At 71.5% G+C, this 16,047-nt stretch carries 11 protein-coding genes; 4 read left to right on the forward strand and 7 right to left on the reverse strand.

All coding sequences use genetic code 11. The features are described 5' to 3' along the window. Positions 1–967: 967 nt before the first annotated feature. A complete protein-coding gene (locus WME98_RS36500; protein ID WP_437946270.1) occupies positions 968–1,186 on the reverse strand; it encodes a hypothetical protein in 219 nt (72 codons plus the stop codon). A gap of 565 nt (positions 1,187–1,751) precedes the next feature. Between WME98_RS36500 and WME98_RS36505 the strand changes: the two genes are divergently transcribed. The 4 genes from WME98_RS36505 to WME98_RS36520 all read left to right on the forward strand — a co-directional run bounded on the left by WME98_RS36505 (position 1,752) and on the right by WME98_RS36520 (position 4,592). Then, positions 1,752–2,531, forward strand: a complete 780-nt coding sequence (locus tag WME98_RS36505) for a hypothetical protein (protein WP_437946271.1) — start codon at positions 1,752–1,754, stop codon at positions 2,529–2,531. Positions 2,532–2,711: 180 nt separating this feature from the next. Continuing rightward, positions 2,712–3,455, forward strand: a complete 744-nt coding sequence (locus WME98_RS36510) for a hypothetical protein (protein ID WP_437946273.1) — start codon at positions 2,712–2,714, stop codon at positions 3,453–3,455. A 10-nt stretch (positions 3,456–3,465) separates the two neighbouring features. After that, on the forward strand, positions 3,466–3,969 hold the full coding sequence (locus tag WME98_RS36515; RefSeq protein ID WP_437946274.1) for a hypothetical protein: 504 nt from the start codon (positions 3,466–3,468) through the stop codon (positions 3,967–3,969). 38 nt (positions 3,970–4,007) lie between these two features. Continuing rightward, positions 4,008–4,592 carry a hypothetical protein gene (locus WME98_RS36520; RefSeq protein ID WP_437946275.1) on the forward strand — a complete coding sequence of 195 codons (585 nt, stop codon included), beginning with the start codon at positions 4,008–4,010 and terminating at the stop codon, positions 4,590–4,592. Between the two features lie 60 nt (positions 4,593–4,652). Here WME98_RS36520 and WME98_RS36525 read toward each other — a convergent pair whose 3' ends face one another. The 6 genes from WME98_RS36525 to WME98_RS36550 form a co-directional block, all read right to left on the reverse strand. Beyond that, positions 4,653–8,549: a serine/threonine-protein kinase gene (locus WME98_RS36525; RefSeq protein WP_437946276.1), complete on the reverse strand. Its 3,897-nt coding sequence runs from the start codon at positions 8,547–8,549 to the stop codon at positions 4,653–4,655. Positions 8,550–8,765: 216 nt separating this feature from the next. Beyond that, positions 8,766–10,130 carry an aminomethyl-transferring glycine dehydrogenase subunit GcvPA gene (gene gcvPA, locus WME98_RS36530; RefSeq protein ID WP_437946277.1) on the reverse strand — a complete coding sequence of 455 codons (1,365 nt, stop codon included), beginning with the start codon at positions 10,128–10,130 and terminating at the stop codon, positions 8,766–8,768. Positions 10,131–10,171: 41 nt separating this feature from the next. Beyond that, a complete protein-coding gene (gene gcvH / locus WME98_RS36535) occupies positions 10,172–10,573 on the reverse strand; it encodes a glycine cleavage system protein GcvH (RefSeq protein WP_061629481.1) in 402 nt (133 codons plus the stop codon). Positions 10,574–10,648: 75 nt separating this feature from the next. Next, positions 10,649–11,770 (reverse strand): glycine cleavage system aminomethyltransferase GcvT, encoded by a 1,122-nt coding sequence (gcvT, locus tag WME98_RS36540; protein WP_437946278.1) that lies wholly within the window; start codon positions 11,768–11,770, stop codon positions 10,649–10,651. Between the two features lie 88 nt (positions 11,771–11,858). Further along, positions 11,859–12,398: a hypothetical protein gene (locus WME98_RS36545; RefSeq protein WP_437946280.1), complete on the reverse strand. Its 540-nt coding sequence runs from the start codon at positions 12,396–12,398 to the stop codon at positions 11,859–11,861. Continuing rightward, positions 12,395–16,042: a hypothetical protein gene (locus WME98_RS36550; protein ID WP_437946281.1), complete on the reverse strand. Its 3,648-nt coding sequence runs from the start codon at positions 16,040–16,042 to the stop codon at positions 12,395–12,397. Before WME98_RS36550 ends, WME98_RS36545 begins: the two co-directional genes overlap by 4 nt. Between the last annotated feature and the right edge of the window lie 5 nt (positions 16,043–16,047).

Here is a 16,047-nt window from a genome sequence, read left to right on the forward strand (position 1 = left end):
TCGCGGCCCTCGTGCTGCCTTCCATCAGGTGCCGGGCCGAGCGGGAGGCGTTCTTCTACCAACACCGGAACAACCCCAGGTGCCTCTATCACGAGCAGTGCTTGTCCATGAACTGTCCACCTCCTCGTGGGGTCTTCTGCCACTGGCACGAAGAAGAGTATAACGGAGTCTGTGTGTGTCAGCGATACGGCTTGCAGCGGTCGGACCCGGTGGATGCGGGTCCGCCCTGAGCCGGTCCTCATCACACTTTAGAACCTACCAGTGCGCAACTTGGGACTCGAGGACCAGAAGAGACAAAAATGTACCGTCAGAGCTGCGCCATCCTCGCCGCTAGTGCACTGGTGTTGGTCGGGTGTAACGCCGATCGGGAATGGTTCTGGTATAAAAATCGTGACAATCCCAGATGCTACTACCACGAGGAGTGTTTCTCGATGAGCTGTCCACCGCCCAATGGAGTCTTATGCGTCTGGCACGAAAAAATACGGGAAGGGGTCTGCGTGTGTCAACAGAACGGGCTGGGATTAAAACCGTCGGATCTGGTGGACGCAGGTCGGCCCTGAGCCTGGGTTTCTCTAATCTCAGTCCTGCCAGCGTGCGACATGGTTCCACAGTGCGTCGGTGGCCAGACCAGATGGGAATGTACAATCCGGGCGACCGCGTGTCACATGACCTATGTTAACCATGTGTGCGCCGCCGATATGCAATCCGCGATCGCTGAAGCGAACAGGGATGCAATATTCCAATTGAAACTGCAGGACCAGAACATCGTCGGTACGACGTGCAAGAACACCGGTGACACGAGGGCACCCTTGATCTTCAAGCCGCCCAGGTACAGACCCCAGGGGGTCACGTCCTGCGAGCTGACTACGGCGGACGATAGCTGCATCGGGTGCGCCAAGGTCTTTTGCTGCGATCAATACCGAGCCTGTTCCGAGGATACGAACTGCTCCTGCCTCGTCGGCTGCCTCTACCAGGGGAACTCGGTCGAGACCTGCACGAGCCCCGCGCACTGCGGCGCCGCCTCGTTCACTTCGATCGCGACGGCGGACTGCCTCAACTTGGCGTGCGGCGACTGCTCGGGCGCCGCTGGCCTCGGCGAATCCTTCTGCCCCGAGGCGCCGCCCGACCCCTCGTGTACGGGCTCTTCCTTGGGCGGCGAGACGTGCTCGAGGGACAGCGAGTGCATCTCCTGTTTCTGCGACCCGGTCACCCGGACCTGCGATTGACCGCCGCTCAGCGGGGGCAAGCGATCCCGGGCGGGCCGGTCCGATGTGGGGACACCCGCCCCGCCGCGCAGGGGCGCCGTCGCCCCTCCGGAAGCCCTGTTGCGCGGTCCGGAAGGCCACCCGCCGCGTTCCGGAGGGCATGTCGGCCGTTCTCGAAGGCATGTCGGACCTGCCGGAGGCCTTGTCGGGCGAGCCGAAAGGCCACCCCTCGCGCCCCGGAGGGCATGTCGGCCGCTCCGGAGGCATGTCGGTCCGGCCGACATGCCCTCGGGACCGCCAAATCCGGCTCAGATCCCGGCCGTCCAGCCCTCCAGGCCGCCGGCGACGCCCTCGGGCCCGACCGACATGCCTTCAGCTCCGCGCCCCTGGGCCTTCAGGACCGCCCCGCATGCCCTCCGCGCCGGCCGACATGCCCTCGGTCAAGCGCCGGGCATGTTCTCGGCGAGCGTCGCGTTCGTGCCGAGCCGCGCCGCCGCCTTGCCGAGCCAGAGCACCACGTGGTCTCGTTCCGTCCGGGAGGTGGATGTGAGCTCAGACATCGAGATCGACGGCGAGGGCCCGAGCCGGCAAGTCCTCGCCGAGGTGCCGGGCCGCGCGCTCAGGTTCCTGTCGGCGGCGGGCAAGAACCGGCAAATCCGCGCGCTCCTCCGGGAGCGCGGCTACACCGACGAGGATCACAGGGAGGGCTGGGAACTGCTCCACCGCGCCTCCGGCTTCGGCACCGGCGAGCCCGACGAGGTCGAGGACGCCGAGGTCGGCAAGGCGGTCGCCGAGCTGGACGCGTGGGACGAGCCGTACTTCCGGTTCATCCGCGCGGCGCTCGAGCGGCGCCACCCGGCGCAGGAGAAGTTCGTGTTCGACAACCTCACCGCGCAGGCGGGCGCGGCCGCGGTCGTGTCCGTGAAGACGCTGCTCGATCGGCTCGACGCCCTCGAGAAGAGCCCGAAGCGCAAGGCGACCCGCAAGGAGGACCACGCCGCGCTGGAGACGATCGCGAAGCGCGGGATCACCAAGGAAGAGCGCAGCCGCCTGCGGCAGCTCGTCGACATCGCGTCGGGCGGCGGGGCGGCGGCCGAGGAGGGAGAGGGCGCAGAGGACGGCGGCGCCGAGCGGGCGGTCGTCGACAGCCAGGAGCACCTCGAGGCGCTCCGCGCGCTCCACGCCTGGTACCGCGAATGGTCCGAGACGGCGCGCGCCTTCATCAAGCGGCGCGACTTCCTGGTCCGACTGGGGCTGGCGCACCGCAAGACGAAGGCGAAGGTCAAGCCGAGCCCCGCCGCGCCGCCCGCGCCGGACGTGCTCTGAGCACGGCGGAGGGGACCATCGGCGCACCGCCGGGGCCGTCTCGATGTGCGCGCGGGCGCGCCCGCTGCGGTTCGCACAGCGCACGCCGATCCGCGACGAAGAGGCGCGGAGGTTCAGGAGATCCCTGATACGTCGATCGGGAGGGGCGTCCATGGATGCGCCCCCACGAGCGTCCGTAGAATGCTCCGCGTCGAGGGGGGCAACATGCAGCTGTGGACGCGTCGAGCGCTCGCGTTGGTGTTGACAGGGAGCATCCTTGCCGCGCTGGTTCCGGCATGCACCATCCACCTCCGACCGGCGGACCGAGACGAGATAGAAGACGCGCCCGCGGAGAACGAGCCGGCGGAGCGCCCTGACGAGGAGAGTGAGCCCGGAGGCGGCTCGGCGCCCGATGAGGTCGGCGACGAGCCGCTGTCCCCGGAGGAGCAGGCGTACGAGGAGCTGCTGAAGGTCGATCCCCAGGAGCTCGCCCTCAAGACCATGGCGACATCGTACGCGGCGGTGATGGTCGCGAGCCTCGTCGAAGCCCAAGTCATTGATCCAGCGGCGCTCGATCCAGCGGCGATCGAGTCGCTGATCGAGCAATACGCACCAGCCGGATGGGATGCGGCGCACGCCTGGAGGGAAACCCCGGAGGCCGTTACGCTGGCTGCGAACGATGGGGTCTATCCAGACTTCGCGTGCTTCAACGAGCCATATGCGTGCCCTCAGACGACCGAGTGTCCCTACAACGGCGAACAGGCGTTCTGCATGGTGACACATTGTGGTGACGCTCAGTGTCCGTGGTGCCCATGGATACTGGGGAACCTGATCTTCAAGTCCTGGTGCGCTTACGGCTGCCTCAAGCACGGCAGCCTCGTCGCAGGAGCGTACATCCTAGTTTCACGCTGGGGCCATCGTAAGCCTCATTGTACCTATTGGTGAGCGACGAGCAATGAAAGTTACTTTTGAGGATGGGAGCACCCTCACGTTCACGAGTGGCGATGGCAGGGAGGACATCGAAGATGAGACCGATGTCATCAATGTCACGTACTGGCTATCGGCGTTTGCTGCGCCGCGCATTTACCAGACGTTCAGCCGCGTGCCTCCTCGCGAACACATCCTGCGCCTGCTAGACGTTTATCTCTCCTACGTGAAGAAGGGCGCTCACTACGCGGCGCCGCAGTTCCGACCCGTGCACTACGAACGGCGCCTGCCGCTCGCGACGCGCCTGCGCGAGCTCTTCGAGCAGTGGACGCAGCCTGAGTTGCCCCAGGAGATCGTGGACATCTCTCGGGCGCTCATCGAGCACGAGGGCATCAAGGCGCCCGCGTGCGGGTGGGACGCCTATGAGGACCCGGAGGCAGGCGGGATCAAATTGGAGGACTCGCTTCTCTGGCCCGAGGGGGTACCCGCCATCCTCAAAGGCCAATGGCCGCCGAAGCAATCCAAGCGTTGATCTCAAGCCAGGAGCGCCCCATGCCGACGATGTGCTCGATGAATATCTCCGGCGCCGCCGCGCTGTCCGCCGCCCTCTCCGCGCTCGCGGCAGGCTGCGCGACCCGTGAAGGCAGCGCGCCGGAGCCCGCCGAGTCGCGCAGCGCGAGCGGTGCCGGAGAGGTGACGGGCAGCCAAGGCGGGAAGGCTGCCGGCGAAGGAGGCGAGGAGGCGCCGGCGCGCGCCGATCCCGCGCAGCCAGAGGCCATGATGGACCGCACGAGGAACCACGCCATGGCGACGGCCGGGTTCGCCAACACGATGGCGGCCTTCGCGGCCCCGCGGGTCATCGCCAAGGCCAAGAGCCTCCCGAGCCGCGAGGAGATGCTCCGGTGTATCGATGCCTATCTCGAGGTGGTCGCCGAGACGAAGCGAGCCCCCCAGGGGGAGGGCAATCAAGCCACGCTCGACGCGGAACCCTACGCCCTCAAGCTCCGCGCCCTCTTTGCGGCCTGGACACCCTCGACCACCGTGCCACCCGAAATCCAAAGAAACGCGCGTGACGTGCTCGCAGCGCTCGGCGTTCCGGAGCCGCCCGAGGGGTGGGACCGATGCGAGGGACGCGCCGCGCCGAGCTCGCCGTAGCCGGCGGCAGAGAAGCTCGCTCGACGTCCGAGCACGCCGCGCCTTCGCCGCCCGCCGACCTCACTCCGCTGCCCCCCCACCCGCCCCCTGGTCGACCCACGCCCGCGCGAGCTCCAGCGTCCGCGCGTTCTCCTCCACATCGCGGAGGAACCTCTCGCGCATCCCGGGATCCGCGATCCGCATCGCCACCTCAAGCAGCCGCTCGCGCGCCTCGGCGATCGCCGCGCGCGCCCCGGCGTGATCCCCCGCCGCGAAGAGCGCCTCGGCGTACACGAGGCGGGTGAGCGCTTCCCCCTCCTCGACCCTCTCCACCGCGGCGAGCTGCGCCACGGCCTCGCGGCTCTCCGCGAGCGCCTCGGCCGACCTGCCGCGCGCGAGCAGCACGGACGCCAGCGTCGCCCGGGCCGCGACCTGGGCCTGCTGCGCCGTCTCCAGCAGCGCCGCCGCGCGGCGGGCCTCGACCTCCGCCTCGTCGAGCCGGCCCGCGTCTCGCAGGATCCCCGCGAGGTAGGTCCGAGACCAGCCCTCCCCGCGCCGGCTGCCCTGCGCCGCGCACAGCGCCGCGGCCCTCGCCTGCACCACGCGCGCCTCCTCGAGGGCGCCGGTGCGCCAGAGGACACGACCCAGATCGTGCAGCGTGAAGCCGAGCACGTAGTCGAGCCCCATCCGCTCGGCCTCCGCGACCGCGGCGCGCAGCCGCGCCATCGCCTCCGCATAGGCGCCGAGCAGCGACTCCCGGAACCCGAGGTTGCAGCGCTCGATGCACGCCCGCCGCAGATCGCCGACCTGCTCGTAGCAACGGAGGGCCTGCGCGGCCATCGCGCAGCTCTCGTCGAGGTGCCCGGCGAAGAGCTCGCGCATCCCGCGCTGCCGGTAGATCGGCCCGCTCACGCTCGGGTCGTCGCGGAAGCGCTCGGCGACCGCCTCGATGCGCCGATGGAGCGCCTCGGCCCGGTCGTGGAGGCCCGCGAGCAAGAGGTCCAGCGCGATCGACGCCGCCGCCGTCACCGCCGGAGCGGACGCCTGCCCCTCGGGCCACGCGTCGGCGAGCGCCGCGTCGAGCTGGAGGAGATCCTCGGGCTGCCCGAGGTGCCTCGCCGCGCGCCCGGCCTCGGACAGCGCGGCGTACCAGGCCGCGGTGCCCTTCGGCAGCACCCGCAGCGCGATCTGCGCGCAGCGACCGAACTCGGCGAGATCCCCGCGCCACCTCCGCGCCTCGGCCCGCAGCAAGAGCAGCTCCCCCTGAGCCTCGCCGCTCGCCCCGAGCGAGAGCGCGCGCTCGGCCCACTGGACCACCGCGCCGAAGTCGTTCGCGGCGAACGCCTGCGCCGCCGCTCTCTGGTAGAGCTCCGCGGCGCGCGCGCGCTCGCCGCCGCGATCGAGGTGCTCGGCGATGACCGCCGCCGACGGCTCGGCGGCGCGCTCGAGCCACGCCCCCGCCAGCCGGTGCCCGAGCGCGCGATCCTCCTCGGTCAGCATCCCGTAGGCCGCCTCGCGCACGAGCGCGTGCCGGAACGCGATCTCCCGCTCGCCCTGGAACCTCGACGCCGACCGGGTGACGATCCACTCCAGCCGCTCCAGGCGGGCGAGGTGACCGTCGATCTCCGCGCCGCCCGCGCCGCCCGCGCCGCCCGCGCCGCCCGCGCCGCCCAGCAGCGCGTCGAGCGCGCCTCGCCAGAAGACGTCCCCGAACACGCTCCCGGCGCGCAGCAGCCGGCGCGCCACGTCGTCCAGCCCTTCGAGCCTGGACCGCACCATCGCCAGCACCGTCTCCGGGGCGTCGCGCACGTCGCCTTCGGCGGTCGCGCGGATCAGCTCCTCCAGGTAGAACGCGTTGCCTTCGGCCTGCGCCACGATGCGCTCCAGCGTCGCGTCGCTCACCCGATCGCCGAGCACCTGCCGCACGAGCCGCGCGCTCGCCTTGGAGGTCAGCGGCTCGAGGCGGATCTCCTGGAGCCCCCGCTCGGCCCACAGCCCGGGGAACAGCTCGTGCACGTCCGGGCGCGCCAGCGCGAGCAGCATCCATGGCTTGTCGCGGACGCGGCGCAGCGCCTCGTCGATGTACTGGACCGTCGGCGTGTCGCTCCAGTGCAGGTCCTCGAGCACGAGGAGCAAGGGGCGCTCGTCGCACGACGCTGCGAGGAAATCCACCCAGGCCCGCTGCATCTGGTCGCCGAGGAGCCGGACGTCGCCGCGCGCGGCGCGCAGCTGGAGGCTCTCCTCGTCGGGGAACGGCGTGCTCAGGAGCTCTCCGAGGAACTCCGACACGCGCTGCGCGTCGGCCTCGCCGAAATACCTGCCGATGTGGGCGCGGAGCTTGTCCCGGCGCGCCTCGATCGGCTCCCCGTCCTGGATGCCGCCGCACGCCTGCCGCAGCGCCTGACCGAGCAGGCCGAGCGCGGCGCCCGTGCGCAGCGGGTCTCCTCGGCCGACCCACAACGCGAACGAGGGCTCGCGCTGGCGGGCGCGGAGCAGCATCTCGTAGGCGATGCGCGACTTGCCCATGCCCGCCGGCCCGGTCACGAGCACCGCGCGCGCCCTCGACTCCTCGATGCACTGGGCGCGGAGCGCCTCGAGCGCCGCGATCACCCAGTCGCGCCCGACGCACGCGGTCGGCCGGCCGAGCAGCGTCCGCGCGCCCTTCGCGAGCGCCTGCTCGCCGTGGAGCCACAGGCCCGCGTCGGTCTCGACCACGTCGAAGCGGGCGTCGAGCAGCCCCGCGGTCACCTCGTCGATCGCGATCGGCCGCGCCTGCCCGGCGGCGTGCGCGGCGGCGGGCGCGGGCTGCGCCAGCGTCCGCGCCACCCGGTCCATGAGGTTGCCGGCGGGCAGCCTCCCCGAGAGCTCGGCGGTGCCCGTCGCCAGGGCGATCGGCCGGTCGCCGGCGTGCTTGCGCAGCGAGAGCGCGCAGCGGGCCGCGCGCACCGCCTGATCCGTGGCCAGGCCCGTCCCCGTGAACGTGACGAGGATCGAGCTGTCCAAAAGGAGGTCGAGCTGACACCCGAGCCCGGCGACCTCGCGGGTCACCTCGTCCGAGGCCGAGGCGATCTCGGTCTCCGCGTCCGGCCTCCCCGCGCCGCTGGCCGCGCCCGGCCCGGGGGCCATCAGCAGCACGCACTGCACCCGCCGCTCCCTGTGGGTCAGCGACAGCGGCGACGAGGGCGCCGAGCTCGCCGACGCCGCCGCCAGGGAGACCGTCGCGCCCAGGCCGACCGCCTCGAGCGCCGCGGCCACCGCCGCGCCGTCGCGCGGGCGCTCCGCCGGGTTCTTGGCGAGCATCCGGGCGCAGAGCGCGTCGAGGTGCGGCGGGACCCCCGCGCGCAGCTCGCTCGCCCGCGGGACGTCCTCCAGCACGATCTTCAGCAGCGTCGCCATGAAGCTGTCGCCCCGGAACGCCTGCACGCCGGTGAGGCACTCGAACAGCACGCAGCCGAGCGCGAACACGTCGGCGCGCGCGTCGATCGCCGTCCTGCTCCGGGCCTGCTCGGGAGCGATGTAAGCGGGGGTCCCCACGATCATCCCCGACTGGGTCATCCGCGTCGCCTCGGAGAACCGGGCGATCCCGAAGTCGAGCAGCTTCACCCGCGCGACGTCGCGATCCACGAGGAACAGGTTGGAGGGTTTGAGATCGCGATGAACGATCCTCCGCGCGTGCACGACCGCGAGCGCCTCGGCGGCGCGCGTCACGAGCGTGACCACCTCGTCCACGCTGAGATCGCGGCGCGAGAGCCTCGCGCCGAGGTCCTCTCCCTCGAGCCACTCCATGGCGAGGTAGGGCGCGCCCTCCGCCGTCCACCCGTGCGCCACATAGCGACAGATGCCCGGGTGATCGAGCTCGGCGAGCAGCGCGGCCTCGCGCATCAGGCGCTCGGCGTTCCGCGGGTCGAGCTGGTAGAGCACCTTGACGGCGACGGTCCCGCCGGACGCTCGATCGCGCGCCTGGTAAACCTCCCCCATTCCACCGGCGCCTCCGAGCTTTTCAAGCTCGAATCGCCCGGCGATCACCTCTCCCCCGCGCATGGCGGCAAAGTATCGCCCGGTTCGAGGCGTGTTTGTACCGGGGAGCACTCGACCGGCGCGGCCTCCAGGCGGCGACGAGGTCGCCGGGGGGCAACCTGCCGCGGCGGCCCCGTACCCTTCGCCCCCGCGCGCCCTTCGCCCCCGCCCGGGGCGTCAGCCCGAGAAGCCCGCGAGCGCCTCCACGAGCCGATCGAGGTCCGCGCGGCTATGCCGCTCGGTCACCGCGACGAGGAGCTCGTCGCGCCGCCGGGCGTCGATGCGGCCGAGATCGAGCCCCGGGATGACGCCCTGCTCGGCCAGCGCCCGCGTGAGCTTCCCGGCGTCGCCGCCGCGGACCTTCACGACGAACTCGTGGAACGTCGGCGCCGAGAGCGGCAGCGCGTACCCGTCGAGCCGCGCGATCTCCCGCTTGAGGTGCTCCGCCTTCGCGAGGCACTGCCGCGCCGCCTCGACGAAGCCGCGCTTGCCGAGCATGCACATCCGCATCGTGACCGCCGTCGCGCACAGGCCGCTGTTCGTGCAGATGTTGCTCGTCGCCCGCTCCCTCCGGATGTGCTGCTCGCGCGTGGCGAGCGTCAGCACGTACCCCCGGGTCCCGTGCTTGTCGACCGTCTCGCCGACCAGCCTGCCCGGCACCTGCTGGAGGTACTTGCGGTCGTTCCTGCACGCGAACAGCCCGACGTTCGGCCCGCCGTACTGCGGCGGCAGCCCGAGCGGCTGGCCCTCCGCCACCGCGATGTCGGCGCCGAGCGCGCCCGGCGACTCGAGCAGCGCGAGCGCGTACGGATCGAGCGTGACCGTGATCAGCAGCGCGCCCTTCTGGTGGCACGCCTCGGCCACCCTCCGGATGTCGCCCACGACGCCGAAGAAATTCGGATAGCCGACCACCACGCACGCGGTCGTCTCGTCGATCGCCCGCGTCAGCGCCTCGACGTCCGCCGTGCCGTCGCGGCCGACGTCGACGCGGGCGAGCGACGCCTTGCCGCTGCCGATGCCGTGCACGTACGTCTCGACCGTGCCCACGTAGTCGGGGTGCACGCCCTCGGACAGCACCGTGCGCTCGCGCCCCGTGAGCCTGCGGGCCATCAGCACGGCCTCGGCGAGCGCGCTCGCGCCGTCGTACATCGACGCGTTGGCGACCGGCAGCCCGAGGATCTCGCTCACGATCGTCTGGAACTCGAAGATCACCTGGAGCGTGCCCTGGGAGACCTCGGGCTGGTACGGCGTGTAGGCGGTGTAGAACTCGCTGCGGAGCAGCAGCTGATCGGCGGCCGGCGGGAAGTGGTGCTCGTAGGCGCCGGCGCCCAGGAACGAGAGCATGCGCCCGGCGCGGTTCCTCTGCGCGAGCTCCTCGAGGTGCCGCATGAGCGAGGCCTCGTCGAGGGGCGGATCCATCGAGAGCGGGCGCGTGAGGCGCGCCTCCTTCGGGATCGCGCTGTAGAGCTCCTCGAGCGACGACAGGCCGACGGCCTGCAGCATCTCGCTGATTTCCTCGGGCGTGTGGGGCAGGTAACGCATGGTGTTGTGCAGCGGGCAGGGTGATGCGGAGGGCGCGGCGCTCAGTGCGCCGCGGTCTTCAAGAGCTCGGCGTAGGCGGCGGGGTCCAGGAGCGCGCCGAGCTCGCCCTGGTCCGAGGGCGCGACCTCGATCATCCACGCCTTGCCGTAGCAGTCGTCGTTGACGAGCTCGGGGCGGCTCTCGAGCTCGCCGTTCACGCGCACGACCTTGCCGCTGAGCGGCGCGAACAGATCGCTCAGCGTCTTCACGCTCTCGATGGTGCCGAACGCCTTGCCCGCCGTGATCGTGTCGCCCGGCTTCACGTCGAGGTTGACCAGCGTGATGTCGCCGAGCTGATCGACCGCGAAGGCGGTGATCCCGACGACGACGTGGTCGTTCTCCTGCTTGGCCCACTCGTGGTCCTTCGTGTACCGCCGGTCCGTTCGGACATCATCGCTCGCCATGGACTTCTTCTCCCTTTGCCAACCTGGATCTCTGCTCGTCTCGCGGCCGCTCGGGCGGGCCGCGCGCGCCGCGCGTCAGGCCCGCTTGTAGAACGGGGTCTTGACCACGACGGCCTCGACCGTGCGCCCGCGGCAGTCGACCTGGAACGCGGTCCCCACCTTGGCCATCGACACCGGCAGGTAGCCGAGCCCGATGTTCTTGCCGACGGTCGGCCCGGGGCTGCCGCTCGTGCACACGCCGACCTTCTCGCCGCCTTCGTCGAGCAGCGGGTAGCCGTGGCGCGCGATGCCGCGCCCCACCATCTCGAAGCCGATGAGCTTGCGCGCGGGCCCCTCGTCCTTGACGCGCTGGAGCGCGGCGCGCCCGACGAAATCGCCCTTGTCGAGCTTCACCACCCAGCCGAGGCCCGCCTCGATGGGGTTCGTGGTGTCGTCGATGTCGTTGCCGTAGAGCGACAGGCGCGCCTCCAGGCGGAGCGTGTCGCGCGCGCCGAGGCCCGTCGCCTCGAGGCCGAGCGGGCCGCCGAGCTCGACCAGCGCGCGCCAGAGCCGCTGCGCGTCGGACGGGGAGCAGAAGATCTCGATGCCGTCCTCGCCGGTGTAGCCGGTGCGGGCCACGGTGCAGCGGACATTGGCGAGCGTCGCGTCGCGGAAGTGGAACGACGGCAGCTCGCGCAGCGCCGGGCCGTCGCCGCCCGCGAGCGCGACGATGTCGAGCGCCTTCGGCCCCTGGAGCGCCATCATCGCGGTGCGGTCCGAGGCGTCCTCGAAGCTGCAGTGGCCCTGCGCCGCGCTCCGGAAGTGGGCCGCGATCTTGTCGCGGTTCGACGCGTTGCAGACGATGAGCCACTGCCGCGCGTCGATCCGGTAAACGATGAGATCGTCGAGGATCGTGCCGCCCTCGTTGCACGCGCACGTGTAGAGCGCGTGTCCGTCCTCCAGCTTCTTGACGTCGTTCGTGACGAGGTGGTCGACCACCCGTCCGGCGTGCTCGCCGCTCAGGATCATCTCGCCCATGTGCGAGACGTCGAAGAGCCCGGCGGCGGTGCGCACCGCCCGGTGCTCCTCGGTCACGCCTTTGTACTGGACCGGCATTTCCCAGCCGGCGAACGGGACCATGCGGCCGCCGAGCTTGATGTGCTCGTCGTAGAGCGGGGTCCTTCGGAGCGGAGCGGTGGGGAGCGGCTTGGTCGACACGGGCGCGATCTACTTCGAAAGGTCGGGGATGTCGACTGGCGTGGCGGCCTCCGCGACGCGCCACGTCGAGGCCGCCGGCGGCGCGCGCTCACTCGAGGCGCGTGGGATCGAGCACCTTGCCGTCCGGCGTGAGCCCGCTGCGACGCCAGCGCTCCTCGACGGAAAGCCCCCGCTCCGGGGGCGGCCGCGTCTCGTCGCGGACGACGAGCTCCGAGACGTGCGCGCGCGAGACGACCTCGACGCGGAGCATCCGCTGCGGCGCGCTCTTCACGGTCGCGCGCGAGAAGATCGTCTTCGCCGGCCCGGTCTCGACGTTGCCGGCGAGCACGCGCGTGCGCACGTAATTGGCCACCCGCTCGGCCGGGATTTCCCCGACCGCGAAGACCGCGTCGGGGAAGCGCGCGCGCACCTTCATGCGCCGCGGGATGGGGAGGCCGAACGCCTGCTCGGTGCCCTCGGCGAGCTCGCCCGGCAGCGCCTGGTCGACGGGCGGCCTCGGCGCGGAGGCCTCGCTCGCCGCCGGCGGCGGCGCCGGCGCCGGCGCGTCGCTGCGGCAGGCGGGCGCGGCGGACGCGCACGCGACGGCCGCGGCGAGCGCCGCGGCGCGCGACAGGCCGCCGCGCTTCATTCGAGGATGGTCGCCCACGAGTCGATCTTAACGACCTTGCGCGGCGGCTGCAGCGTCCTCGTGGTCGTGCGCGTCTCGCCCCCCTGGGCGTCCTCCTGGCCCGCGGCGCCGGTGTGGAACACGAGCTGGTACTCGGGCGGGGTCGACTGCCGGATGATCGTCTGCGTGCCGAAGTACGCGTCGGTGTACTCCTCCGTCTCCGTGCACGTCGGCTTCTGCGTCACGGCGACGCCGAAGACGACCGTGCCCGGCGCCTGATCCTCGAAGGGAGGCTGGAGCGGATCCTCGACGAGGCAGCCGCTCCCCCTCGGGTACGCGGCCGGGGTCGCCGCCTGGCCGACCAGGTAGTCGACGCCCCAGATCGAGCCGAACCCGTCCGCGCACGCGAAGGTCCCGGGCGCCACGGGCGTGAACGTCGCGAAGTACGCGCAGCCGTTGAAGAGGGAGATGGGCCCGGTCACGCGCTTGCCGTTCGTGAGGGGCACGACCCAGTTCTCGGAGATGCGAACGCTCGTCTCGTGCGGCCGCTCGGTGATCGACCAGACCCGCGTCGCGACGCCCGGCGTGAACGACTCCTGATCGCCGGTGGAGAACAGGACGACCGTGTTGCCGAGCGGATCGGTGCTCACGATCGGCGTCGTCTGGATCGGCTGGCTGCTCGCCGCGCTGTCGCCCGTGGGGAACGAGTACGCGTCCCAGGCGAGGGACACGCTCCACTCGTCCGGGTCCGTGCTCGACAGGTTGACGCGCCAGAGCGTCCCGTCGGCGTCCCCGACGTAGATGCGCTCGGCGACCTCGCCGACGCCCGCCGGGAACGGCACGGGGACGCCGGTGATCGGCGAGTCGAAGTCGACCTCCGTGGTCCGCGTCGAGAGCCCGGCCGGCGCCTCGGAGAGGAGGCCGCGGAACGTGCGGAGCACCTCGCCGGTCTCGAGCCGGACGATCGTGAGCGAGCGCGCCGGCCCGACGGGGCCGCCGCTGCCCGCGGTGCCCCAGCACCGCACCGAGCTGCGGACCGACAGGCTGCCCGTCGGATCGAAGAGCGGGTTCGTCGTGCCCTTCCGGGGGCACGCGGGCTGGCTCGCGTCGAGCGGGGCGGAGCCGCCGGGCAGGATGGCGACCGCGATCTCGCGGATCTGGCCGCGGTCCTCCATCTCGACCATGCCGATCGCCGGCGTCGGGGTCGACGCGCCGAACAGCGGGTTGCCGTCCTTGTCGGTGGAGAGCTGCCAGAGGAACCGCGGGGCCGTTGGGTTCGTCACGTCGAGCGCGTAGTAGAAGCCGCCGCCCGCGCCGCCGCCGGCGAGCAGCACCGTGCTCCACGGCGCGCTCGCCGCGCTGATCTGCGCCGACGTGCGCTCGAAGACGACGTTCTTCACGACGGGCGCGCCGTCGAGCAGGATCGATTGCTGGTTGAACGTATCGAGGAGGCGCGGGAGGACGTAGGGCGGCAGGAAGGACCAGAGCTCGTTGTTCTGGACCCGGTCCACCTTGAGCGTGTCGGTCGCGGTCGCGGCCGTCACCTGGAAGGCGTGGAGCTGCCCGTCGGTCGTGGCGGTGTAGAGCACGAGCGGCCGGTTCGCCTGGGCGGGCTGCTCCGCGAAGAGCCGGTAGGACTCGTCGGGGATGTAGTCGCGCGGCGGCCCCACGACGACCGGCGTGGAGTGGTAGATGCTGCCGAGCTCGTTGCCGTCGCGGGACGGGACGTTCGCGGGCATCGGCTCGCCGGTCTCCCACTCGATGATGCGCTCGGCGCAGACCTCGGCGGTGGCCGCCTGCAGCCCGCCCGAGCACTGCGAGGGGACGGTGCCCAGGCTCGGATTGAGGCCGAGCGCGCGCGGCGCGCTGGAGAGGGCGTCCGCGAACGCCTGCGCCGGCGCAGGCGCGCCGCTGCCGGTCACCGTGCCCGTGTAGTCGCTGAGGTCGTCCACGGCGGCGGCCGCGGGGCGGATGGTCCGCTGCGACCAGATGCGCTGCTGGGCGACGTCGAGATCGCCGATCACGGTGAGGAACCTCCGCGGCCGCGCCAGATCGTTGGAGCTCACGTTGGCCGAGAAGTCGTCGCCCTTGCCGGGGTCGACGTCCTCCAGCTGCGTCGTCATCACGCCGTTCACGGACTCGCAGACGTAGCGCTTGCGCTCGAGGTTGCCGCTCCAGAGCGAGCCGTCCGCCGGCGGGCTGAACGACGAGCCGAACTGGTAGGCGACCCCCGCGGCGTCGCTGCCGTTGCTCACGGTCGAGGTCGCCATCGCGAAGACGGGGAGGGTGCGGCTCGTCGAGTTCGCGGAGATGCGCGCGAAGATCTGCGACATGACCGCGGACAGCTCGTTGGCGTCGTCGGGGAAGTAGCCGCGGTCGGTCCCGCCCTCGATGGCGATGCGCGAGAGCGTGCAGCACGCCTTGACCGCGCCGGTGGCGTTGTCGCAGCGCCCGGCGGGCAGGAAATCGGTGCTGGAGATCCTCGCGCAGTCGAAGGTCGGATCGCTGAGCTCCTGCCGCGCCTGGGTGGTGAGGCCGAACCCGACGGCATAGGTCCGCACGCGCCGGTTCGGGTTCACGTGGGTGTTGAGCGAGTGCGCGATGACGTGCGGCTCCTCGTACGGACAGCCCGTGCCTTCGGGGCCGGGGCCCGGGCCCTGCGCGCACGTCGGGCGCAGATCGAGGTTCGGCTCGCCGTCGGAGACGAGCACGATCGACGTCTTGCGGCAGCCGCCGCTGATGTACGGATCGTCGCGCGGCCCGAGCGGCTGGCCCTCCCAGAGGGAGGCATCGTTGAGGATGTAGTCGCGCGCGTCGGACAGCATCCCGGCGAGCGGCGTCGCGCCGTACGGCCGCGTCGCGAGGAGCGCCTTCTGGATCTTCAGGTTTTTTGCGCGCACGGCGTCGATGTCCGCGTCGTGGGTCGGGAAGGGGATGAGCGGCCCCTCCCAGAGCGGCGCCGCCGGGTTCTTGGCGCCGACCTCCATGTCCGCGACGGCGCAGTCGGGCGGGTTGCCCCGCGCCGGGTAGCCCGCGCCGCTCTGGAACTCGAGGAAGTAGCTCCACATCCCGCGCATGCCGCTCTGGGCGTTGGGCACGCCGCCGACGAGCCCGGTGCGCGCGTCGGGGAGCGTGTCGAACGTCATCAGCGAGAACCGGATCCGGTCCTGGTAGACGTCGAGCAGGCCGTTGGGAGCGTCGTAGGGGAACGTGCAAGGGATGGCCGCATCGTCGTACCTGTGCCCGACCACGTCGTTGTGGGTCGGCCCGGGGGTCGGCGTGCAGCCGTTGGAGAGCAGGCGATGGAACGCGAGGTAGTAGTTCGCGTCGTACGGCGGCTCCCCGTCGATGGTGAACTCGTCGATGAACTCGGACTGCGTGCGGGGCTGCGCGTAGCAGGAGAAGTCCGGGATCGGGCCGGTGAGCGACTCGACGAGCTTCGTCCAGCGGCTCTTCTGGGCCTCGGAGGCCGGGGGCGTGAGCGGGTTGCAGTCCGGCTCCCCGCCCGCCACCGTCTTCTCCATCGAGCCCGACGTGTCGACCAGCAGGAGGACGTTCGGCAGCGGCGGCTCGACATCCATGGCCTGCGCGCGCGCGCGGGCGGCGACGAGGCCGACCGTGGCCGCGGAGCCCATCGTGACAAGGACCTTCGTCAGGTTTCGCATCGTGC

This window comes from Sorangium sp. So ce296 (genome assembly GCF_051529605.1).
GTDB classification, from domain to species: Bacteria; Myxococcota_A; Polyangia; order Polyangiales; family Polyangiaceae; genus Sorangium; species Sorangium cellulosum_D.

Bases quoted from the DNA above. Each gene is read 5' to 3' on its own strand.
- WME98_RS36500 (WP_437946270.1), bottom strand. From the start codon at position 1,186: ATGCACTCGCTGTCCCTCGAGCACGTCTCGCCGCCCAAGGAAGAGCCC.
- WME98_RS36510 (WP_437946273.1), top strand. From the start codon at position 2,712: ATGCTCCGCGTCGAGGGGGGCAACATGCAGCTGTGGACGCGTCGAGCG.
- WME98_RS36515 (WP_437946274.1), top strand. From the start codon at position 3,466: ATGAAAGTTACTTTTGAGGATGGGAGCACCCTCACGTTCACGAGTGGC.
- WME98_RS36520 (WP_437946275.1), top strand. From the start codon at position 4,008: ATGAATATCTCCGGCGCCGCCGCGCTGTCCGCCGCCCTCTCCGCGCTC.
- WME98_RS36525 (WP_437946276.1), bottom strand. From the start codon at position 8,549: ATGGGGGAGGTTTACCAGGCGCGCGATCGAGCGTCCGGCGGGACCGTC.
- gcvPA (WP_437946277.1), bottom strand. From the start codon at position 10,130: ATGCGTTACCTGCCCCACACGCCCGAGGAAATCAGCGAGATGCTGCAG.
- gcvH (WP_061629481.1), bottom strand. From the start codon at position 10,573: ATGGCGAGCGATGATGTCCGAACGGACCGGCGGTACACGAAGGACCAC.
- WME98_RS36545 (WP_437946280.1), bottom strand. From the start codon at position 12,398: ATGAAGCGCGGCGGCCTGTCGCGCGCCGCGGCGCTCGCCGCGGCCGTC.
- WME98_RS36550 (WP_437946281.1), bottom strand. From the start codon at position 16,042: ATGCGAAACCTGACGAAGGTCCTTGTCACGATGGGCTCCGCGGCCACG.